This is a genomic window from Pantoea sp. 22096, assembly GCF_052045955.1.
GTDB lineage: Bacteria > Pseudomonadota > Gammaproteobacteria > Enterobacterales > Enterobacteriaceae > Pantoea > Pantoea alfalfae.
The window spans coordinates 70,355-87,868 of record NZ_JBQEPW010000001.1; the positions used below are offsets into that span (position 1 = coordinate 70,355).

Consider the following 17,514-nt stretch of genomic DNA (forward strand, 5'->3'; position numbering starts at 1 on the left):
TTATTGCCTGTGCCGCAGGGCTCTGCCAGAGTAGCGCCCACTTATGCTGCGAAGCAGCAAACCTGCTGGAGGGAATATGGCAATCGGCTCCGCCAGATGGCTCGGATTGGGCTACTTCACTTACTTCTTCTGTTACGGCATCTATCTGCCATTCTGGGGCGTGTGGCTGAAAGGCACCGGTCTGGATGCTGAGAAGATTGGCCTGCTGCTCGGCTGTGGTATGGTTGCGCGCTTCGTCGGTAGTCTGCTTATTGCCTCGCAGGTTAAGAATCCCGGCCGGTTAATTACGGCGCTGCGTCTGCTGGCGCTGATGACCTCTCTGTTTGCTGCCGGTTTCTGGGTGGGTGAGCAGTGGATGTGGCTGCTGACTGTGATGATCGGCTTCAACCTCTTCTTCTCGCCGCTGGTGCCGCTCAGCGATGCGCTGGCTGCTACCTGGACACAGCAGATTGGGCTGGCGTACGGGCCGGTGCGACTGTGGGGATCGCTGGCCTTTGTAATCAGCTCGGCGTTAACCGGCGTGCTGGTCAGTGCTTACTCCTCTCAGGCCATTCTGCTGCTGCTTTCCGTCGGTGTCATCGCCATGCTCGCTGGCATGATGCTGAGACCAGCCACCCAGCCACAGGGTCATGAGCGTCAGGGTGCTGCAGGCGGCGGCTGGCAGGAATGGCGTGATTTGCTGCGTGAAAATGCTGTATGGCGATTTATGCTCTGCGTGACGCTGCTGCAGGGCGCGCATGCTGCCTATTACGGCTTCAGTGCTATCTGGTGGCAGGAGAGCGGCTACTCCGCCTCAACGGTGGGTTATCTCTGGTCGCTGGGCGTGGTAGCGGAAATTATCGTGTTCGCTCTGAGCAACCGCCTGTTCCGCCGCTGGCGCGCGCGTGACCTGCTGCTGCTTTCAGGCATCTGCGCGCTCATTCGCTGGGGCCTGCTGGGAGCCAGCACCGCGCTGCCGCTGCTGATTGTGGCGCAAATCCTTCACTGTGGCAGTTTCACCGTCTGTCATCTGGCGGCGATGCGCTTTATCGCGGCGCGGCAGGGAGCGGAAGTGATCCGGCTGCAGTCACTCTATTCCGCGCTGGCGATGGGCGGGGGTATTGCGATAATGACCATGATCTGCGGCGTGCTGTTCGCGCATCTGCAGGGGCATCTTTTCTGGGTGATGGCACTGGTAGCCCTGCCCGCACTGTTTCTGCGTCCCGGCTACGACTCCAGTAAATAACGAATGCGCTGCTGATGATGCAGCGTCAGCGGCAGTTCAGCATGCACCAGCGGCGGTGAGAACAAGGGCAGCGAGGTCGGGTAGGGCGAGATAATGATGTCGGTGTCCCGTGGCGCGCCATCCCGCTGAAACTGCTTCACATCCAGATAAGAAATATTGATCGGCAGCAGCGTGATCTCCCGGATCTGCTGTTCCACATCCTGCTCCAGGTCGGCATCGTCGCCGGTCAGTATCAGGACCTGCTTCTCCTGCAGCGCACTCTCCTGCATCAGCCAGGCACCAAAAATAATGGTGACTAAACTCACCTCTTCCGGCGTAAAAGTAATGTCGTAGTGCTGCTCAAAAGCCTGCAGGGCCTGCTGAGTCGTACGCAGCAGGCGAGGATAGAGTCGGCTGACATCCAGTGCCACGCAATTGTCGATACCGATAGTAAAGTGAGTGCGATCGAGTGCCTGCGCCAGATGCGGATAGAGCTGGTGCAGCAGTTCGTCGCGGTCAGCAAAGGTGATTTCGGCACAGGCTTCAAAGTCATTGATCAGTTGCTGCGTCGCGTTCATCAACTGCTGTTCAGCAGGATGTGCAACCGCGTCCACGACCGGCGTATGAATCTGGCTAAACAGCAGCGTCCAGAAGTCGGTTTCACTGACATGCGGGGCAAGATGGCAGCGTTTTCGCCAGTGATGTATCACATCTTCGGCGGCCTGCCGCTCAGGCTTCTGCTGCAGCCAGAGGGACTGCGCCTCACTGAACAGCACCGGCTGACGCTGGCACAAGCCATACTTCATAAATATCTGCAGAAAAAGCCGGTCGCGTTCGCTGAAATCACGCTTCAGACGCAGGCTGCAATGCTGAATCAGCGCCTGTAAATTGGTCTCATCCCACAACGCTTTCTCAATCTTCATGACCTTCAGGCGCTGGCGCAGGGGCGCAGCAAAATGCTCGCAGACAAAATCCTGCGATAAACGCAGACTGCGTCGCAGGTTGTGCAGCAGACAAAGGCGACGGTCCAACTCTGTACCATGAAGACGAAAGCTGCCATCCACCATCTGATGCAATTCCAGCTGGTGATATCGCTGTATCTCAAGGCCTACATCCGCGATATCCTGTCGGGCAACGGCAGGATCGATGCCATTCAGCTGGCAGATTTTTTCAAGCGTAAGCACGGGTGCGGGCAGAAACAGCAACAATAAAAGATGGCACTGACGCTGTGAACGGGTGAAGAGTGGTGCCAAAGGGGTAGCAGAACTCATCAATCAGATTTCCAGCAGACTATTTTGAGCTAAGCGTAGTCAACCCGGTCAGCGCCCGCGCGGTTTACGCGGTTTATTTGCCGGAGGTTTAAAGCGGGTCACAAAATTTTGTTACTTATAGATTCTTTTCATCAGGAACGTTACTTTATAACATTATGAAACGCGCACTCTTTGCCTTACTGATGGTATTAAGTCCGGCTCTGCTGGCCCATCCTCACAGTTTCATCGATATGAAAACCGAACTGGTGGTGCAGGGTGACACCTTCACCGGATTAAAGATGACCTGGACCATGGATGAGATCACCTCCGCCGATCTGCTGTATGACGCGGGCGAGGCGAAGCCAGGCAGCGTGGTGTGGAAAAAGCTGGCGGCGGGCGTGATGGCGAACGTACTGGGCCAGCACTACTTTTCTGAAATCTGGCACAACCAACAGCGGGTAAAGTTTTTGAATCTGCCAACGGAATATAATCTGTCGCGTAACGGCCACAAAGCGGTACTGGAATTTGTTCTGCCGCTGGCGGAACCCCCGACGCTGGCCGGGCAGCGCTTTGAGATCCTGACCTTCGATCCCACTTACTTCGTCGATATGTTCTATGACAATCCCGGCGCGTTAACGCTGCCGCCGGCATTGCAGACCCGCTGTAAATTTGCGCTCAATACGCCAAAACCTAATGACTCTCTGAAGCAGTATGCGCTGTCGCTGGATAAAGCCGACGCGCCTGCAGAGGAGATGGATTTAGGCCGCCAGTTCGCACAAACGGTGGTACTGACATGTCAGTAATTTCTGCGCCCCTGCGCGCTTCCCGGCTCTGGCCTCTGTGGTTGCTGGCGGGACTCTTCATAGGCGGCGCGCTGCTGGTCTGGCTTTACTGGTCGCAGATTTTGCTGCAGAGCGTGCTGTGGCAGAAAGATCTGCACCGGCAGATGACCCAGCTGTTACAACAGGTGGCGGAGCAGCCCCATCAGGCTGGCATGTCGCTGGTGATATTCAGCCTGCTATATGGTGTGCTGCACGCGCTGGGGCCGGGCCACGGCAAAGTTGTTATCGCGACTTTTCTGGCGACTCATCCGAGCCGCGTCAGAACCAGTATCAGGCTGACGCTGCTCGCCTCACTGTTGCAGGGCTCAGTCGCGATTGTGCTGGTAACGGTGATGCTGGTGCTGCTGAAAACCTCGTCGCGCCAGCTGCATCTCAGCAGTTTCTGGCTGGAGAAGGGCAGTTACCTGCTGGTGATTGGGCTGGGTGTGATGATCGGCTATCGGGCGCTGCGCTCACTGTGGCGGGCATTGCGTCCGCGGCCAGCTCCGGTGTTCCGCGCCTTCCGTGCTCACCATCAGCATGATGAACATTGTGGCTGCGGACATGCGCATCTGCCGACGCCGCAGCAGATGAGCGGCAACATTAGCTGGAAAACCCAGCTGCTGGTGGTGGTATCAATGGGATTACGTCCCTGTTCCGGCGCGATTATGATGCTGCTGTTTGCCAAAGTAATAGGTGTTTATGGCTGGGGCATTCTCTCTGCTGCCGTGATGGCGGTCGGCACGGCACTGACCATTTCGGCGATTGGCCTGCTGGTTCAGCAGGCGCGTTCGGTGGCGCAGCGGCTGGCACAACCTGGTGCTGTCTCAGGTATCTCGCGACTACTAATGCCAACGCTGGCCTTAACCGGTAGCCTGATTTTAATTGTGGCGGGTATCGCATTATGGCAGTCAGCACAACTCACGCCGGGCGGCGGAATTCGACCTTTCTGACTATAAACGCAGCGGGAATAAAATTCCCGCGGTTATACTTACCTCGCTAATTATCTCTGAATTCATCTCTTTATTTTTTTCTCGGGGCAGTTTAGTGGTGAAATGACTATTCCCTGTCTACGCTGTTAATACCAAAACGGCATTCCGCCGTCGGGATGATAAAAGATCAGAACAGCTTGCTGTTTATTGCGAGGAGTATATTTCATGGCTGATACCCGTATTAATAATGGCTACACCGAAACGCTGGCGACCGGGCCGGCAGGACTACCGTTAAAACGTATTTCCTGGAGCGCGGTCTTTGCCGGTGTTATTTGTGCATTAATCGTTCATATCATTCTGACGCTGCTGGGCACAGCCATTGGGGCCACCACCATTGATCCGATGAAAGAACAGAATCCGCTGGACGGCCTTGGCACTGGCGCGCTGGTCTGGACGGCTATTGAGATGCTGGTTGCGATGGCGGCAGGTAGTTATGTTGCCGGCCGACTGGCACAGCGTGAAGGCGCACTGCACGGTTTACTGATGTTTGGCCTTAGCACAATTTTCACTATTTACCTGGCTATTGCGCTGGCAACCAGCGTATTAGGCGGCGCGATGAATATTGTGGGTTCAGGCTTCCAGGCGCTGGGTAGTGGTATTTCCGCTGCTGCGCCTTCGGTTACTCAAATGGCAAAAGAAAAGCTGCAGGAAAATAATATTAATTTAGACAACCTGCAAAACGAACTGGAAACCACATTACGTCAGACCGGTAAGCCGGAATTACAGCCAGAGAATCTGAAGCAGGACGCAAATAAAGAAGCGCAGAATGCGGAAAACCAGGCTAACAACACCGCGAACCATCCACAGACAGCGGATACCGATCTGACTAACTGGGTAAAAGGTGTAATGGATCGTCATTCAGATACTCTGCAGGCAGCCGATCGTGACGCGCTGAAAAATATCATTAAAGCGCGTACCGGTAAAAGCGATGAGGAAGTGGATCAGATCGTTGCGAAAACCGAGCAGAGCTATCAGCAGGCCGTCCAGAAGTATAATGAACTGAAACAGCAGGCTGAGCAGAAAGCACGTGAAGCGGGCGAAAAAGCCGCTGCTGCGACCGCTAAAGCGAGCTGGTATGCCCTGATTCTGCTGATCATCGAAGCCGCACTGGCTGGTGTGATGGGTATGGTAGGTCGTCGTACTCAGCCCCGTCAGGTGCTGGCACACGAACGTCGTTAATCATCACTGATTAGCAGGCAATAAAAAAGGCGGCTGAAAAGCCGCCTTTTTCCGTAATGAAACTTAGCGTTTTAACGCTTCGCTCAGCTCATCACGCATGTTCGACAGCATAGCTTTCACCACGCGCGGGTTACCCGCGACCAGGTTACCTGACAGCAGATAACCGTGGTTACCGGTGAAGTCAGTGACCAGACCACCCGCTTCACGAACCAGCAGTTCACCCGCCGCAAAATCCCACGGCTTCAGGCCAATCTCAAAATAGCCATCTACGCGACCCGCAGCCACATAGGCCAGATCCAGCGCAGCAGAGCCGGTGCGACGGAAGTCAGCGCACTGTGTAAAGAGTTTGGTCAGGATGTTCATGTAAGCTGGCGCGTGCTGCTTCATTTTGAACGGGAAGCCCGTTGCCAGAACGGTGCCATCCAGATCGCGGGCAATGCTGCCACGCAGACGATAGCCATTCAGCTGAGCGCCCTGGCCACGTGAAGAGGTGAACAGTTCATTGCGCATTGGATCGTAAACGACGGCGACTTCAGTGCGGCCTTTGATGCGCACAGCGATAGAAACAGCAAAGTGGGGCAGACGTTTGATGAAGTTAGAAGTGCCATCCAGCGGATCGATAACCCATTGAACGTCCTGATCTTCGCCCGCCAGTTCACCGCTTTCTTCAGTGATGATGGTATGTTTCGGGTAAGATTTACGAATAATTTCGATAATCAGGCGTTCTGCTTCGCGGTCAACATTGGTTACGAAGTCGTTGCTGCCTTTCTGGCTGGCTTCGACGGCGTCCGGGGTTTCATAATATTTGGCAATTAAATTTCCGGCCTTGCGCGCTGCGCGCACGGCAATGTTGAGCATGGGATGCATCGGTATCTCTCGCTGGATGTTAAAGAACGGGGAAAACGGCGCGGAGTATAGCAGCGTGTTCGGTAAATGTCCTGCTTTATGTTACGATTCTCTCCACTGATTTTACTGACCCGTTTCTGAGTATCCCTAATCATGTTGCAAAATATTCGTATCGTACTGGTCGAGACTTCTCACACCGGTAACATGGGCTCCGTTGCGCGCGCCATGAAAACCATGGGCTTAACCAACCTCTATCTGGTTAATCCGCTGGTCAAACCCGACTCACAGGCGATCTCCCTGGCTGCCGGTGCCAGTGACGTTATCGGCGACGCAAAAATCGTTGATTCACTGGATGAGGCCATCGCCGGATGCAGTCTGGTGGTCGGTACCAGCGCACGTTCACGTTCGCTGCCCTGGCCGATGCTGGATGCGCGTGAATGCGGCGTAAAAAGCGTGGAAGAGGGCCAGCAGGCACCGGTCGCACTGGTGTTTGGTCGTGAACGTGTCGGCCTGACTAACGAAGAGTTGCAGAAGTGTCACTATCACGTCGCGATTCAGGCCAACCCGGAGTACAGCTCACTGAATCTGGCGATGGCGGTACAGATTATCGCCTATGAAGTGCGCATGGCATGGTTACAGTCTCAGGAGCAGGCCAGCCCGCCACCGAAGTATGAAGAATCCCCTTATCCGCTGGTGGATGACCTTGAGCGCTTCTATCAGCATATGGAACAGATGATGCTGAACAGCGGCTTTATCCGCGAAGCCAATCCAGGCCAGGTGATGAGCAAACTGCGTCGTCTTTATACCCGCGCCCGCCCGGAACGTGATGAACTCAACATCCTGCGCGGTATGCTTTCGTCGTTTGAAAAGCGGAAAAACGAGAAAAAAGAAGCAGATAATAGTTGAGTAAATTACCTGGTTAAATACCTGACTAATTTACCAGGTTAAATAGTTGACCAATTTACTCGGGAATGTCAGACTTCATGGCATCTGTTGCTAATCCTCCGATAACCGGACGCTATTGAGGTTGTACGCTATGAGACTGACATCCAAAGGACGTTATGCCGTTACTGCAATGCTGGACGTTGCCCTTCACTCCCATGAAGGTCCGGTCCCGCTGGCTGATATTTCAGAACGTCAGGGCATCTCGCTCTCCTATCTGGAGCAGTTATTCTCCCGACTGCGTAAAAACGACCTGGTTTCCAGCGTTCGTGGCCCGGGTGGCGGTTATCTGCTGGGTAAAGCGTCAGACACCATCTCTGTCGGCGAGGTAATTACTGCGGTTGATGAGTCGGTTGATGCGACCAAATGCCAGGGCAAAGAAGGCTGCCAGGGCGGCGAGCGTTGTCTGACCCACGTTCTGTGGCGCGATCTGAGCGTACGTATCAGTGACTTCCTGAACAATATTACGCTGGCTGAGCTGGTGAATAATCAGGAGATTCTGGATGTGGCCGATCGTCAGAATGCGATCGATAATCGCCGCTTCCAGAGCCCGCGTTCGCAGGAAATTAACGTCAACCAGCGCGCCTCGTAGTCCCCGCTATTGCGGCCCTTACTGCTAACGCGGTCAGGGCCGAATCTGCTATAAAGACGTATGATTTTCAATACGGAGCTGTAGCGCAATGAAATTACCGATTTACCTGGATTATGCCGCCACCACGCCGGCCGATCCGCGTGTGGCCAGCAAAATGATGCAGTTTCTGACGCTGGATGGCACGTTCGGTAATCCGGCTTCGCGATCGCACCGTTTTGGCTGGCAGTCTGAAGAAGCGGTCGATGTTGCCCGCAATCAGATCGCCGAACTGGTCAACGCCGATCCGCGCGAAATCGTCTTTACCTCTGGCGCCACCGAATCCGATAACCTCGCGATTAAAGGCGCAGCCCATGCCCATCAGGCGCGCGGCAAACATATCATCACCAGCCAGACGGAACACAAAGCGGTGCTCGACAGCTGTCAGCAGCTGGAGCGCGAAGGTTTTGATGTCACGTATCTGGCGCCGGCGGCAAACGGCATTATCACGCCTGACCAGCTGCGTGCGGCGCTACGCGACGACACCATTTTAGTCACTCTGATGCACGTGAATAATGAAACCGGGGTGATTCAGGATATTGCCGCCTTTGGCGAACTCTGCCGCGAACGTGAGATTCTGTTCCATGTCGATGCGACCCAGAGCATCGGTAAGTTGCCCATCGATCTCAGCCAGTTACCGATCGATTTAATGTCCTTTTCAGCTCACAAACTCTATGGACCGAAAGGCATTGGCGCGCTCTATGTGCGGCGTAAACCGCGCGTACTAATCGCTGCGCAGATCCACGGCGGCGGACATGAACGCGGGATGCGCTCCGGCACCCTGCCGGTGCATCAGATTGTCGGCATGGGCGAGGCCTATCGTATCGCGGCAGAAGAGCGCGAAACCGAGATGGCGCGTCTGCAGGCGCTGCGCGATCGTCTGTGGCAGGGTATCAGCGTATTGCCGGACATTACCCTCAATGGCGACCCGCATCAGCGTGCGCCGAACATTCTTAATATCAGTTTCGCTGACGTTGAGGGTGAATCCCTGATCATGGCGCTGAAAGATCTGGCCCTCTCTTCCGGCTCGGCCTGTACCTCTGCCAGCCTGGAGCCTTCCTATGTTTTACGCGCGCTGGGCGTAAGTGAGGAGCTGGCGCACAGTTCGCTGCGCTTCTCGCTGGGACGCTTCACGACCGAGGAAGAGATCGACTACGCCATTGCCCTGGTGCAGAAGTCGGTGACCCGGCTGCGGGCCTTAATGAAATCCTGATACCCGGTCATAGTCCGGAAACTGCGCCAATATGGGCGCTTCGCTGGCAACGTCCGGCGGAATCTGTTATCAGGTCTCTGCGAAATACATTTAACATCTTATTAAAGCCGTCATAACAATCAGGCTGGACGAAACAGATAACGATTACGGAGCTTTTCGATGACCACACAACCCATGAACATTACGCTTAGCAGCCAGCCCGCCGATGCGCGCTGGGGCGAAAAAGCGATTCTGAGCAGCAACGACAGCGGCATGACGCTGCATCTCACCGGCGTGGATGCGCTGAATACCATCCAGCGTGCGGCGCACAAAATCGACAGCCAGGGGATCCGCCACGTGGCGCTGACCGGCGAAGGCTGGCACCTGGAGCAGTGCTGGGCATTCTGGCAGGGCTTCCGTGGCCCGAAAGGTCAGCGTCAGGTTGAGTGGCCAGCGCTGGGCGAACATGAGCAGGCGGAGTTTGATCGCCGTCTGAAAATCATCGACTGGGTCCGCAACGTGATTAACCTGCCTGCAGAAGATCTGGGGCCGGAACAGCTGGCGCATACGGCAGTTGATCTGATTAGTGAAGTGGGCGGCAGCGCCGTCAGCTATCGCATTACTAAAGGCGACGATCTGCGTGTTCAGGGCTATATGGGCCTGCACACGGTGGGACGTGGTTCAAATCGCCCGCCGGTTTACCTGGCGCTCGACTACAACCCAACCGGCGATGAGAATGCACAGGTTTACGCCTGTCTGGTCGGTAAAGGCATCACCTTTGATACCGGCGGCTACAGCCTGAAGCAGAGCAGCTTTATGGACTCGATGAAGTCTGACATGGGCGGTGCGGCGACCGTTACTGGTGCACTGGCTATGGCGATTTCGCGTGGTCTGAACAAGCGCGTCAAACTCTACCTCTGCTGTGCCGATAACATGGTCAGCAGCAACGCCTTCAAGCTGGGCGACATCATTCGCTATCGCAACGGCAAATCGGTGGAAGTTATGAACACCGATGCGGAAGGTCGCCTTGTCCTGGCCGACGGTTTAATCGACGCCAGCGAGCAGAACCCGACGCTGATCATCGATGCTGCAACGCTGACCGGCGCGGCCAAGACGGCGCTGGGCAACGACTACCATGCGCTGTTTACCTTTGATGATGTGATGGCGCAGTCGCTGATGGGCAGCGCGGTAAGTGAGAACGAGCCGTTCTGGCGTCTGCCGCTGGCTGAATTCCACCGCAGCCATCTGCCGTCTAACTTCGCCGATCTCAATAACATCGCCAGCCCGTCTCATGCGGCAGGAGCCAGCAGTGCGGCAGCGTTCCTGTCCCATTTCGTGAGCAACTATCAGCAGGGCTGGCTGCACATCGACTGCTCCGCGACCTATCGCAAGGGCGCGGTTGATCAATGGGCGGCGGGTGCTACAGGTCTTGGCGTGCGTACCATCGCCAATCTGTTACTGAAATAAGTAAGGCTCAGCGGTGGCGGATGCCGCCGCTGTTCAGAGGGAAACTATGAACCGTCTTGAAGAGGTGCTGAAGCTGGCAGCCACCGAGCCTGCCCATCGGCCCGAATTTTTCCAACTGCTGCTGGAGTCTGATGTCTTTGTTCCAGGCGAAAGCACCACGCAACAGCTTGATGCCAGCACGCCCGTTGATCTGCAGCACTGGGAAAAAGAGGATGGCAGCAGCATCATTCCTTTTTTCACGTCTGAAGAGGCGATGAGTGAAGCGGTGAGCGGTGAGCAATCCTGGCTGCGTCTGCCGGTCCGGACGCTGTTTGAGATCACACGCGGCGAGACGCTGTTTCTCAATCCCAAACTGCCTTCCGGTAAAGAGTTTACTGCAGCCGAGATCACCCATCTGCTGGCTGAGGAGGGCAGTGCGCTAAGCCAGCAAACCGTGCTGGAAGGCGGACAGTCCCTGCTCTTGTCTGAAGTGGCCGAGCCACCTGCGCAGATGATCGATTCGCTGACGCAGTTGTTCAGTAAGCATAAACAGGTGCGCCGGGCATTTGTCGCCAGTATTCGTGAGCGGGCTGATGAAGCGCCCAATCTGTTGATTGGTATTGAAGCTGACAGCAACATTGAGGCGATTATTCAGGCGGCGGGCAGTGTGGCAACGGACACGCTGCCGGACGATGCACCGATTGATATCTGTGAAGTCACGCTGCACGACCGTGGCATCAGCCACTTCTTCACCGCCCACATCCCGCCATTTTATGAGCGTCGCTGGGGCAGCTTCCTGCGCGACTTCAAGGGCAGTGAGCGGATTATCTGATTCACTTAAAAGAACAGGCGGCTCATGGGCCGCCTCAGACAGTTGATAATCCCGCATCAGGGGAATCTGGCCGCAACGAATAAGCTTAACGCGCAGAGAGCAGGGCCAGAAGAGGAAAGCGTCCCGCGCCATGGACAAAAACGCCAGGCGTTTTTGAACAACGACGCGCGGGCAGAGCGGCCATGGATTGGCTTAAGCGACTTTCCGATCTGACTCTGTTTCCTGTGCAACGTCGGTATTACAGCAGAACGAACCAGGCATTATCAATAAACAGGCGGCTTATCAGCCGCCTGTTTATTATTTTGCAATCGGTAAGTCGTCACGACTGCCCCATTCGCCCCAGGATCCGTCATACAGCGTGACATCCCGAGCGCCCAGCGCCGTCAGCGCCAGAATCAATACCACCGCCGTTACGCCTGAGCCACAGCTGGCGACCACCGGTTGGGTAATATCAACGCCCGCGTCGGCAAACAGCCTGCGCAGCTCCGCTTCCGGCTTAAGTTTTCCCTGCTCAACCAGCGTATTCCACGGCACATTCAGGCTGTTGGGAATATGTCCGCGATGCAGGCCGGGACGCGGTTCGTCCACTTCAGCGTTAAAACGATTAGCGGCACGCGCATCAACAATCTGTGCGCCGCCTTCATGACTGATCAGCAGCACGTCCGTCAGGCGTTTAACCCGGCTTTCATCCGCGTGCGCTTCAAACTCACCTTCCGGGAGATTCACGTTGCCAGTTGCGAGCGCAAAACCGGCTTCTTTCCAGCCCTGCAAACCACCGGCCAGAATTGACACCTGCGCCACGCCAAAGGTTTTGAGCATCCACCAGGCGCGTGGCGCGGAAAAGAGGTTGCCCTCGTCATAGACCACCAGATGCTTATCACTGCTGATGCCCAGCTCGCGCATCGCGACGGCAAAGGTCTCGGCACGTGGCAGCATATGCGGATAAGGGCTGGTGTGATCGGAAAGCGCTTCAATATCAAAGTAAGGGGCGTCGGGTAGATGACCCGCCAGATATTCAGCCTGAACATCGCGAACCGCTTCCATCCCGGGTGGCAACAGACGTGCATCCAGCACCTGAAGCCGCTCATCATTGTAGTGCTCTTGTAACCAGTCGGCGGACACAATCAGTGGCGTTGTCATAACAACCTCATCTCAGCAATCTGTCATACCAGTGTCAGGGAATGTGCGCGCCATCTCAAGAGAAGCGTTGATTAAATGCGAGCATTGATATGAAATTGCGCAGCGTAATTAAACGACACTCCCTGCGTCCCGGTGAAGGAACTACCATGAAGAAACGCACTACCCGGCTGCTGCTCAGTATGCTGATCGGTGGCTCGCTACTGTCAGCGACCCTGTTACCTGTTTTGCCTCTCCAGGCGGCAGAGGTACCCGCAACCGCCCAGGTCAGCAAACCGCTGACGATTATCGATCTTTCGGAACTGCAGATCGACGGTGCCGCTGCGCTGGTCTTAACCTTCAGCCAGCCACTGGATGACAAACAGGACATCACGCAGAAAGTCAGGCTGACCGACGATAAACAGGGCCGGGTGGATGGCGGCTGGGAACTTGCCGCTAATCGTAAAACGTTGCGCTTCCGCCATCCCGAGCCGTCGCGCCACTTCACCGTCACGGTGGATGCGGGACTGCGTGCGGCCAGCGGTGAGACGCTTGCCGCCGATTACAGTCAGAAAATCGCCACCCGTGATATCCAGCCGATGGTGGGCTTTGCCAGTCGCGGTTCACTGCTGCCGCTGCGTATCACCCAGGGATTGCCGGTGCTGGCGCTGAATGTTGACCAGGTCGATGTCGATTTCTTCCGGATAAAGAATGCCGGCCTGGCGGAATTTCTCTCGCAGTGGAATTACGGCAACAACCTCTCAAGCTGGCAGTCGCAGGAGCTGCTGAAAAGCAGCCAGCTGGTTTATAGCGGACGCTTTGAGCTCAACCCGGCGCGAAACACGCGTGAAAAACTGCAACTGCCGATGAGTGACATCAAGGTGCTTCAGCAGCCCGGCGTCTATCTGGCCGTCATGAAGCAGGCCGGGACTTATCACTACAGCCAGCCCGCCACGCTTTTCACCCTGAGCGATATTGGCCTGTCACTGCACCGCTTCCCGGCTCAGTTTGAACTCTTTGCCCAGAGTCTGGCAAGCGGCCAGCCACTTTCCGGCGTCAGCGTCAGATTGCTGGATGAGAAAGGGCAGGTTCTGCAGAGCGGCACCAGTGACAGCACCGGTCATCTGCGCCTGAAAGCGGATGAAAAAGGTAAGCTCCTGCTGGCCGTGCAGGGTGAACAGACCTCGATGATCGACCTGGCGCGTCCGGCGCTGGATCTCGCTGAGTTTCCGGTTGCCGGACCGCAGGGCTATGACAAACAGCTGTTTGTCTTTGGCCCACGTGATATCTACCGGCCCGGCGAAATCGTCATCGTCAATGCGCTGCTGCGCGATGCCGACGGACATCCGTTGCCCGCCCAGCCGATCAAAGCGGAGCTGGTGCAGCCTGACGGCCAGGTGATGCGGACCTTTGTCTGGCAGTCTGAAGCGGGATTCTACCAGCAGCGACTGGCGCTGCCCGCGTCGGCCATGACCGGCGACTGGATGCTGCGACTGAATACCGGCGATAACCTCAAGCGCGAGTGGAAGTTTCACGTCGAAGATTTTCTGCCGGAGCGTATGGCGTTAACCCTGAAAAATGACCCTCAGCCACAGGCCGCTGATGCCAGTGTTGAATTCGGTATTGAGGGGCGCTATCTCTATGGCGCCCCAGCAGCAGGTAACACGCTACAGGGTCAACTCTATCTGCGACCGGCACGCGAGGCGGTGACTGCACTGCCAGGCTACCAGTTTGGTGACATCACCGAAGAGGGATTAAAGCGCACGCTGGATGAGGTGGACCTCAAGCTCGATGCCAGCGGTAAAGCACAACTCACGGTAGAAAATCAGTGGGATCAGCTGCACTCCCCGCTTAACCTGATCCTGCAGGCCAGCCTGCTGGAGACCGGCGGACGTCCGATCACCCGTCGTGCCACCCAGGCCATCTGGCCCGCTGACGCCCTGCCGGGTATCCGGCCGCTGTTTGGTAACAAGGCGGTTTATGACTACCGCAGTGACAGCTATCACGATGAGCCTACCGTGCCGGAACAGAGCCTGGCCGAATTCGACATTGTTTATGCCAACAGTCAGGGCAAAAAACTGGCAGCGGACAAGCTGGATGTGCGCCTGATCCGTGAGCGCCGCGATTACTACTGGAGCTTCTCTGACAGCGAAGGCTGGCAGTCGCAGTATAGCGACAAGGATCTGCAGGAAGATGAACGCGCCATCTCTATCCCGGCTGATGGCAGCACCAAAGTCAGCTTCCCGGTCGAGTGGGGCCACTACCGGCTGGAAGTGCAGGCGGGCGAGAAGATCGTCAGCAGCGTCCGGTTCCAGGCGGGTTATGACTGGCAGGATAACACCAACGGCACAGGTGCATTGCGTCCCGATCAGGTCAGACTGAAGCTGGACAAAGCCGCTTACCAGCCGGGCGATACCGTGCACCTGCAGGTCGAATCACCGGCGGCCGGTAAAGGCTACCTGATGGTGGAGTCGAGCAGCGGCACGCTCTGGTGGCAGCCGCTGACCGTACCTAAGGGCGGCACAACGGTGGATGTGCCGGTGGCTGAGAGCTGGCAGCGGCACGATCTCTACTTCAGCGCTATTGTGGTGCGTGACGGCGATAAGGTCAGCGGCGCAACACCCAAACGCGCGGTAGGGCTATTGCACCTGCCGATGGCGACTGAAGCACGTCGCTTAAACCTGACGCTTGCGGCACCCGATAAAATTCGCCCGGAGCAACGCCTGACGGTCAACATTCACGCCAGTCGTGACGGCGGTCCGCTACCAGAAAAAGTGAATGTGCTGCTGTCCGCGGTGGACAGTGGTGTACTGAGCGTGACGGATTATAAAACCCCCGATCCGTGGCAGGCTTTCTTTGGCCGTAAACGCTACAACGTCGATCAGTATGACGTCTTTGGTCAGTTGATCGAAGGCGGCGGCCGGCTTGCGGCACTGCGTTTTGGTGGTGATGGCGAGGATGAATCGATGACGCGCGGCGGTAAAAAACCGGTGACGCACGTCAATATCGTCGCACAGCAGTTACAGGCGGTGACGCTGGATAAAGAGGGCAACGGATCGATTACGCTGCCGATCCCGGCGTTTAACGGCGAACTGCGACTGATGACCCAGGCATGGAGCGATGACAGCTTCGGCGCGGCCGAACGCAAACTGGTGGTTGCGGCGCCGCTGATCAGCGAACTGGCCACCCCGCGCTTCCTGGCCAGCGGTGACTCGGCATCTCTGGCGCTGGATCTCACTAACCTGACCGATCTGCCGCAAACCCTGAAGGTGGATCTCTCCAGCAGTGGCCTGGTGGATCTGGCCGGTGCTGCCAGCCAGAGCGTCACGCTGGCTAAAGGTGCACGCAGCACGTTGCAGATTCCGGTCACGGCGAAAACGGGTTTTGGTGATGGCGAGATCACCGTACAGATTTCCGGTCTGAACCTGCCGGGTGAGCAGGTTAAGCCCGGCAGACAGCAGTGGAAAATTGGCGTCAGACCGCCTTATCCGGCGCAGACGCTGAACTTTGATGCCGTGATCAGCCCCGATCAGCCCTGGGAGGTCGCGGCGGCGGCGCTTACGGGGCTGGATGCACAAACCCTGAGCGGACAGCTGACGCTGAGCAATCGTCCGCCGCTGAATATCGCCAGCTATATCAGTGCGCTTTATGCCTATCCCTACGGCTGTCTGGAGCAGACTACCAGCGGGCTCTGGCCTTCGCTCTATACCAGTCATGCTGAGCTGACCGCGATGGGCATTAAAACCAGCAGCGATGAAGCACGACGGGCCGCCGTCGACACCGGTATTGCCCGTCTGGCCGGGATGCAGCGCGCTAACGGCAGCTTCGGGCTGTGGGATAAACAAGGTGAAGAGGAGTTCTGGCTGACACCTTACGTGACGGACTTCCTGCTTCGCGCCAGCGAGGTGGGCTATGCGCTGCCGGATAATGTGGTGGAGCGCGCTAATGCACGGCTGCTGCGCTATCTGCAGGATCCCTCGCAGATAAGCGGCGGCGGTGATAACAATGCCGCGCTGCAGTTCAGCGTACAGGCTTACGCCGGACTCGTGCTGGCGCGTCAGCAGCGTGCGCCACTGGGTGCGCTGCGTGCATTGTATGAAAAACGAGAGAAAGCTCGTTCCGGCCTGGCGCTGATGCAGCTTGGTGTAGCGCTGAAGCTGATGGGTGACGGACAGCGTGCACAGCAGGCGATCATGCAGGGAGCTACGCTGACGCGTTCAGACAACGAGTGGTATGGCGACTACGGTAGCACGGTGCGCGATCAGGGGATGATGATTGCCCTGTTAGCAGAAAATAAGCTGCAGCCGGATTTGCAAAATAGTCTGCTGCTGTCCCTGTCCAAAGAGGTCAACGGCAAACGCTGGTTCTCGACGCAGGAAAATAATGCACTTTATCTGGCAGCACACACTCTGCAACGTGCACAGGGCGGAAGCTGGCAGGCGCTATTATCGGGCAATCCTGAACCTCTGCAGGGCGATGCGCCACTGAATAAAGGGCTGGCGGCTGAACGCCTGTTGCAGGGCTTAGCCATCCGTAACCCGGGCAGTGCACCGCTGTATGGTCGTCTGGATGTGACAGGCTATCCGCTGACCGCCCCACAGCCGGAGAGCAATGTGCTCGGGATAAAACGTGAATACTTCACCCTGGATGGCAAAGCCGCCGATCTCAGTAATCTGCGCAGCGGGGAGTTGCTGGTAGTGCGTCTGACCGTTTCGTCAAAGCGCAGCATCAATGATGCGCTGGTGGTGGATCTGCTGCCTGCCGGTCTGGAGCTGGAAAACCAGAATCTGGCCGACAGCAGCGCCAGCCTCGGTGACAGTGCGGATGCGCTGAAGGAGAGCATGGGCGACATGCAGCAGGCCGACATTAAACACATTGAGTTCCGCGACGATCGCTTTGTCGCGGCACTGGCGGTGGATACTTATCGTCCCGCAACGCTGGTCTATCTGGCGCGGGCGGTCACGCCGGGTCGCTTCCTGGTGCCGCCTCCACAGGTGGAGTCGATGTATGTGCCGGAGTGGCGCGCCACCGGCAGCACGCCGTCGCAGTTGCATATTCAGTAAGTG

At 56.8% G+C, this 17,514-nt stretch carries 13 protein-coding genes; 10 read left to right on the forward strand and 3 right to left on the reverse strand.

The genetic code is table 11. The features are described from left to right. The first annotated feature begins 76 nt into the window (after window positions 1-76). Window positions 77-1,225, forward strand: coding sequence for a 3-phenylpropionate MFS transporter (locus tag ACTJKZ_RS00340; protein ID WP_161734374.1), 1,149 nt, complete (start codon window positions 77-79; stop codon window positions 1,223-1,225). Here ACTJKZ_RS00340 and csiE read toward each other — a convergent pair. Beyond that, on the reverse strand, window positions 1,207-2,475 hold the full coding sequence (csiE, locus tag ACTJKZ_RS00345) for a stationary phase inducible protein CsiE (RefSeq protein ID WP_440829075.1): 1,269 nt from the start codon (window positions 2,473-2,475) through the stop codon (window positions 1,207-1,209). The genes ACTJKZ_RS00340 and csiE overlap by 19 nt on opposite strands. A gap of 155 nt (window positions 2,476-2,630) precedes the next feature. Between csiE and ACTJKZ_RS00350 the strand changes: the two genes are divergently transcribed. From ACTJKZ_RS00350 to ACTJKZ_RS00360, 3 genes are all read left to right on the forward strand, one after another. Next, on the forward strand, window positions 2,631-3,257 hold the full coding sequence (locus tag ACTJKZ_RS00350; protein WP_161734369.1) for a DUF1007 family protein: 627 nt from the start codon (window positions 2,631-2,633) through the stop codon (window positions 3,255-3,257). Continuing rightward, window positions 3,248-4,228: a nickel/cobalt transporter gene (locus ACTJKZ_RS00355; RefSeq protein ID WP_161734367.1), complete on the forward strand. Its 981-nt coding sequence runs from the start codon at window positions 3,248-3,250 to the stop codon at window positions 4,226-4,228. The genes ACTJKZ_RS00350 and ACTJKZ_RS00355 overlap by 10 nt, the downstream gene beginning before the upstream one ends. A 204-nt stretch (window positions 4,229-4,432) precedes the next feature. Next, complete coding sequence (locus ACTJKZ_RS00360; protein WP_222925122.1) at window positions 4,433-5,446, forward strand: TIGR04086 family membrane protein; 1,014 nt, start codon at window positions 4,433-4,435, stop codon at window positions 5,444-5,446. A 63-nt stretch (window positions 5,447-5,509) separates the two neighbouring features. Here ACTJKZ_RS00360 and suhB read toward each other — a convergent pair whose 3' ends face one another. Beyond that, window positions 5,510-6,313 carry an inositol-1-monophosphatase gene (gene suhB, locus ACTJKZ_RS00365; protein WP_013358738.1) on the reverse strand — a complete coding sequence of 268 codons (804 nt, stop codon included), beginning with the start codon at window positions 6,311-6,313 and terminating at the stop codon, window positions 5,510-5,512. A 132-nt stretch (window positions 6,314-6,445) separates the two neighbouring features. Between suhB and trmJ the strand changes: the two genes are divergently transcribed. From trmJ to sseB, 5 genes are all read left to right on the forward strand, one after another. Then, window positions 6,446-7,198, forward strand: a complete 753-nt coding sequence (gene trmJ, locus ACTJKZ_RS00370; protein ID WP_161734363.1) for a tRNA (cytosine(32)/uridine(32)-2'-O)-methyltransferase TrmJ — start codon at window positions 6,446-6,448, stop codon at window positions 7,196-7,198. Between the two features lie 130 nt (window positions 7,199-7,328). After that, window positions 7,329-7,826, forward strand: coding sequence for a Fe-S cluster assembly transcriptional regulator IscR (gene iscR / locus ACTJKZ_RS00375; protein ID WP_013358736.1), 498 nt, complete (start codon window positions 7,329-7,331; stop codon window positions 7,824-7,826). An 88-nt stretch (window positions 7,827-7,914) separates the two neighbouring features. Continuing rightward, complete coding sequence (locus tag ACTJKZ_RS00380; RefSeq protein WP_222925124.1) at window positions 7,915-9,075, forward strand: IscS subfamily cysteine desulfurase; 1,161 nt, start codon at window positions 7,915-7,917, stop codon at window positions 9,073-9,075. Window positions 9,076-9,234: 159 nt separating this feature from the next. After that, entirely contained in the window at window positions 9,235-10,521 is a 1,287-nt protein-coding gene (pepB, locus tag ACTJKZ_RS00385; protein ID WP_161734359.1) for an aminopeptidase PepB, read from the forward strand. A 46-nt stretch (window positions 10,522-10,567) separates the two neighbouring features. Then, a complete protein-coding gene (gene sseB / locus ACTJKZ_RS00390) occupies window positions 10,568-11,332 on the forward strand; it encodes an enhanced serine sensitivity protein SseB (protein ID WP_253419663.1) in 765 nt (254 codons plus the stop codon). A 297-nt stretch (window positions 11,333-11,629) separates the two neighbouring features. On the opposite strand, the gene sseA is transcribed toward sseB, so the two are convergent. Further along, the gene (gene sseA / locus ACTJKZ_RS00395; protein ID WP_222925126.1) at window positions 11,630-12,472 is read right to left on the reverse strand and encodes a 3-mercaptopyruvate sulfurtransferase; all 843 of its coding nucleotides are present in this window, start codon (window positions 12,470-12,472) and stop codon (window positions 11,630-11,632) included. Between the two features lie 146 nt (window positions 12,473-12,618). Between sseA and ACTJKZ_RS00400 the strand changes: the two genes are divergently transcribed. Next, window positions 12,619-17,511, forward strand: a complete 4,893-nt coding sequence (locus ACTJKZ_RS00400; RefSeq protein ID WP_440829076.1) for an alpha-2-macroglobulin family protein — start codon at window positions 12,619-12,621, stop codon at window positions 17,509-17,511. The last annotated feature ends 3 nt before the right edge of the window (window positions 17,512-17,514 follow it).

Coding starts and splice junctions, on each gene's coding strand:
- ACTJKZ_RS00340 (WP_161734374.1), top strand. CDS start 77: ATGGCAATCGGCTCCGCCAGATGGCTCGGATTGGGCTACTTCACTTAC.
- csiE (WP_440829075.1), bottom strand. CDS start 2,475: ATGAGTTCTGCTACCCCTTTGGCACCACTCTTCACCCGTTCACAGCGT.
- ACTJKZ_RS00350 (WP_161734369.1), top strand. CDS start 2,631: ATGAAACGCGCACTCTTTGCCTTACTGATGGTATTAAGTCCGGCTCTG.
- ACTJKZ_RS00355 (WP_161734367.1), top strand. CDS start 3,248: ATGTCAGTAATTTCTGCGCCCCTGCGCGCTTCCCGGCTCTGGCCTCTG.
- ACTJKZ_RS00360 (WP_222925122.1), top strand. CDS start 4,433: ATGGCTGATACCCGTATTAATAATGGCTACACCGAAACGCTGGCGACC.
- suhB (WP_013358738.1), bottom strand. CDS start 6,313: ATGCATCCCATGCTCAACATTGCCGTGCGCGCAGCGCGCAAGGCCGGA.
- trmJ (WP_161734363.1), top strand. CDS start 6,446: ATGTTGCAAAATATTCGTATCGTACTGGTCGAGACTTCTCACACCGGT.
- iscR (WP_013358736.1), top strand. CDS start 7,329: ATGAGACTGACATCCAAAGGACGTTATGCCGTTACTGCAATGCTGGAC.
- ACTJKZ_RS00380 (WP_222925124.1), top strand. CDS start 7,915: ATGAAATTACCGATTTACCTGGATTATGCCGCCACCACGCCGGCCGAT.
- pepB (WP_161734359.1), top strand. CDS start 9,235: ATGACCACACAACCCATGAACATTACGCTTAGCAGCCAGCCCGCCGAT.
- sseB (WP_253419663.1), top strand. CDS start 10,568: ATGAACCGTCTTGAAGAGGTGCTGAAGCTGGCAGCCACCGAGCCTGCC.
- sseA (WP_222925126.1), bottom strand. CDS start 12,472: ATGACAACGCCACTGATTGTGTCCGCCGACTGGTTACAAGAGCACTAC.
- ACTJKZ_RS00400 (WP_440829076.1), top strand. CDS start 12,619: ATGAAGAAACGCACTACCCGGCTGCTGCTCAGTATGCTGATCGGTGGC.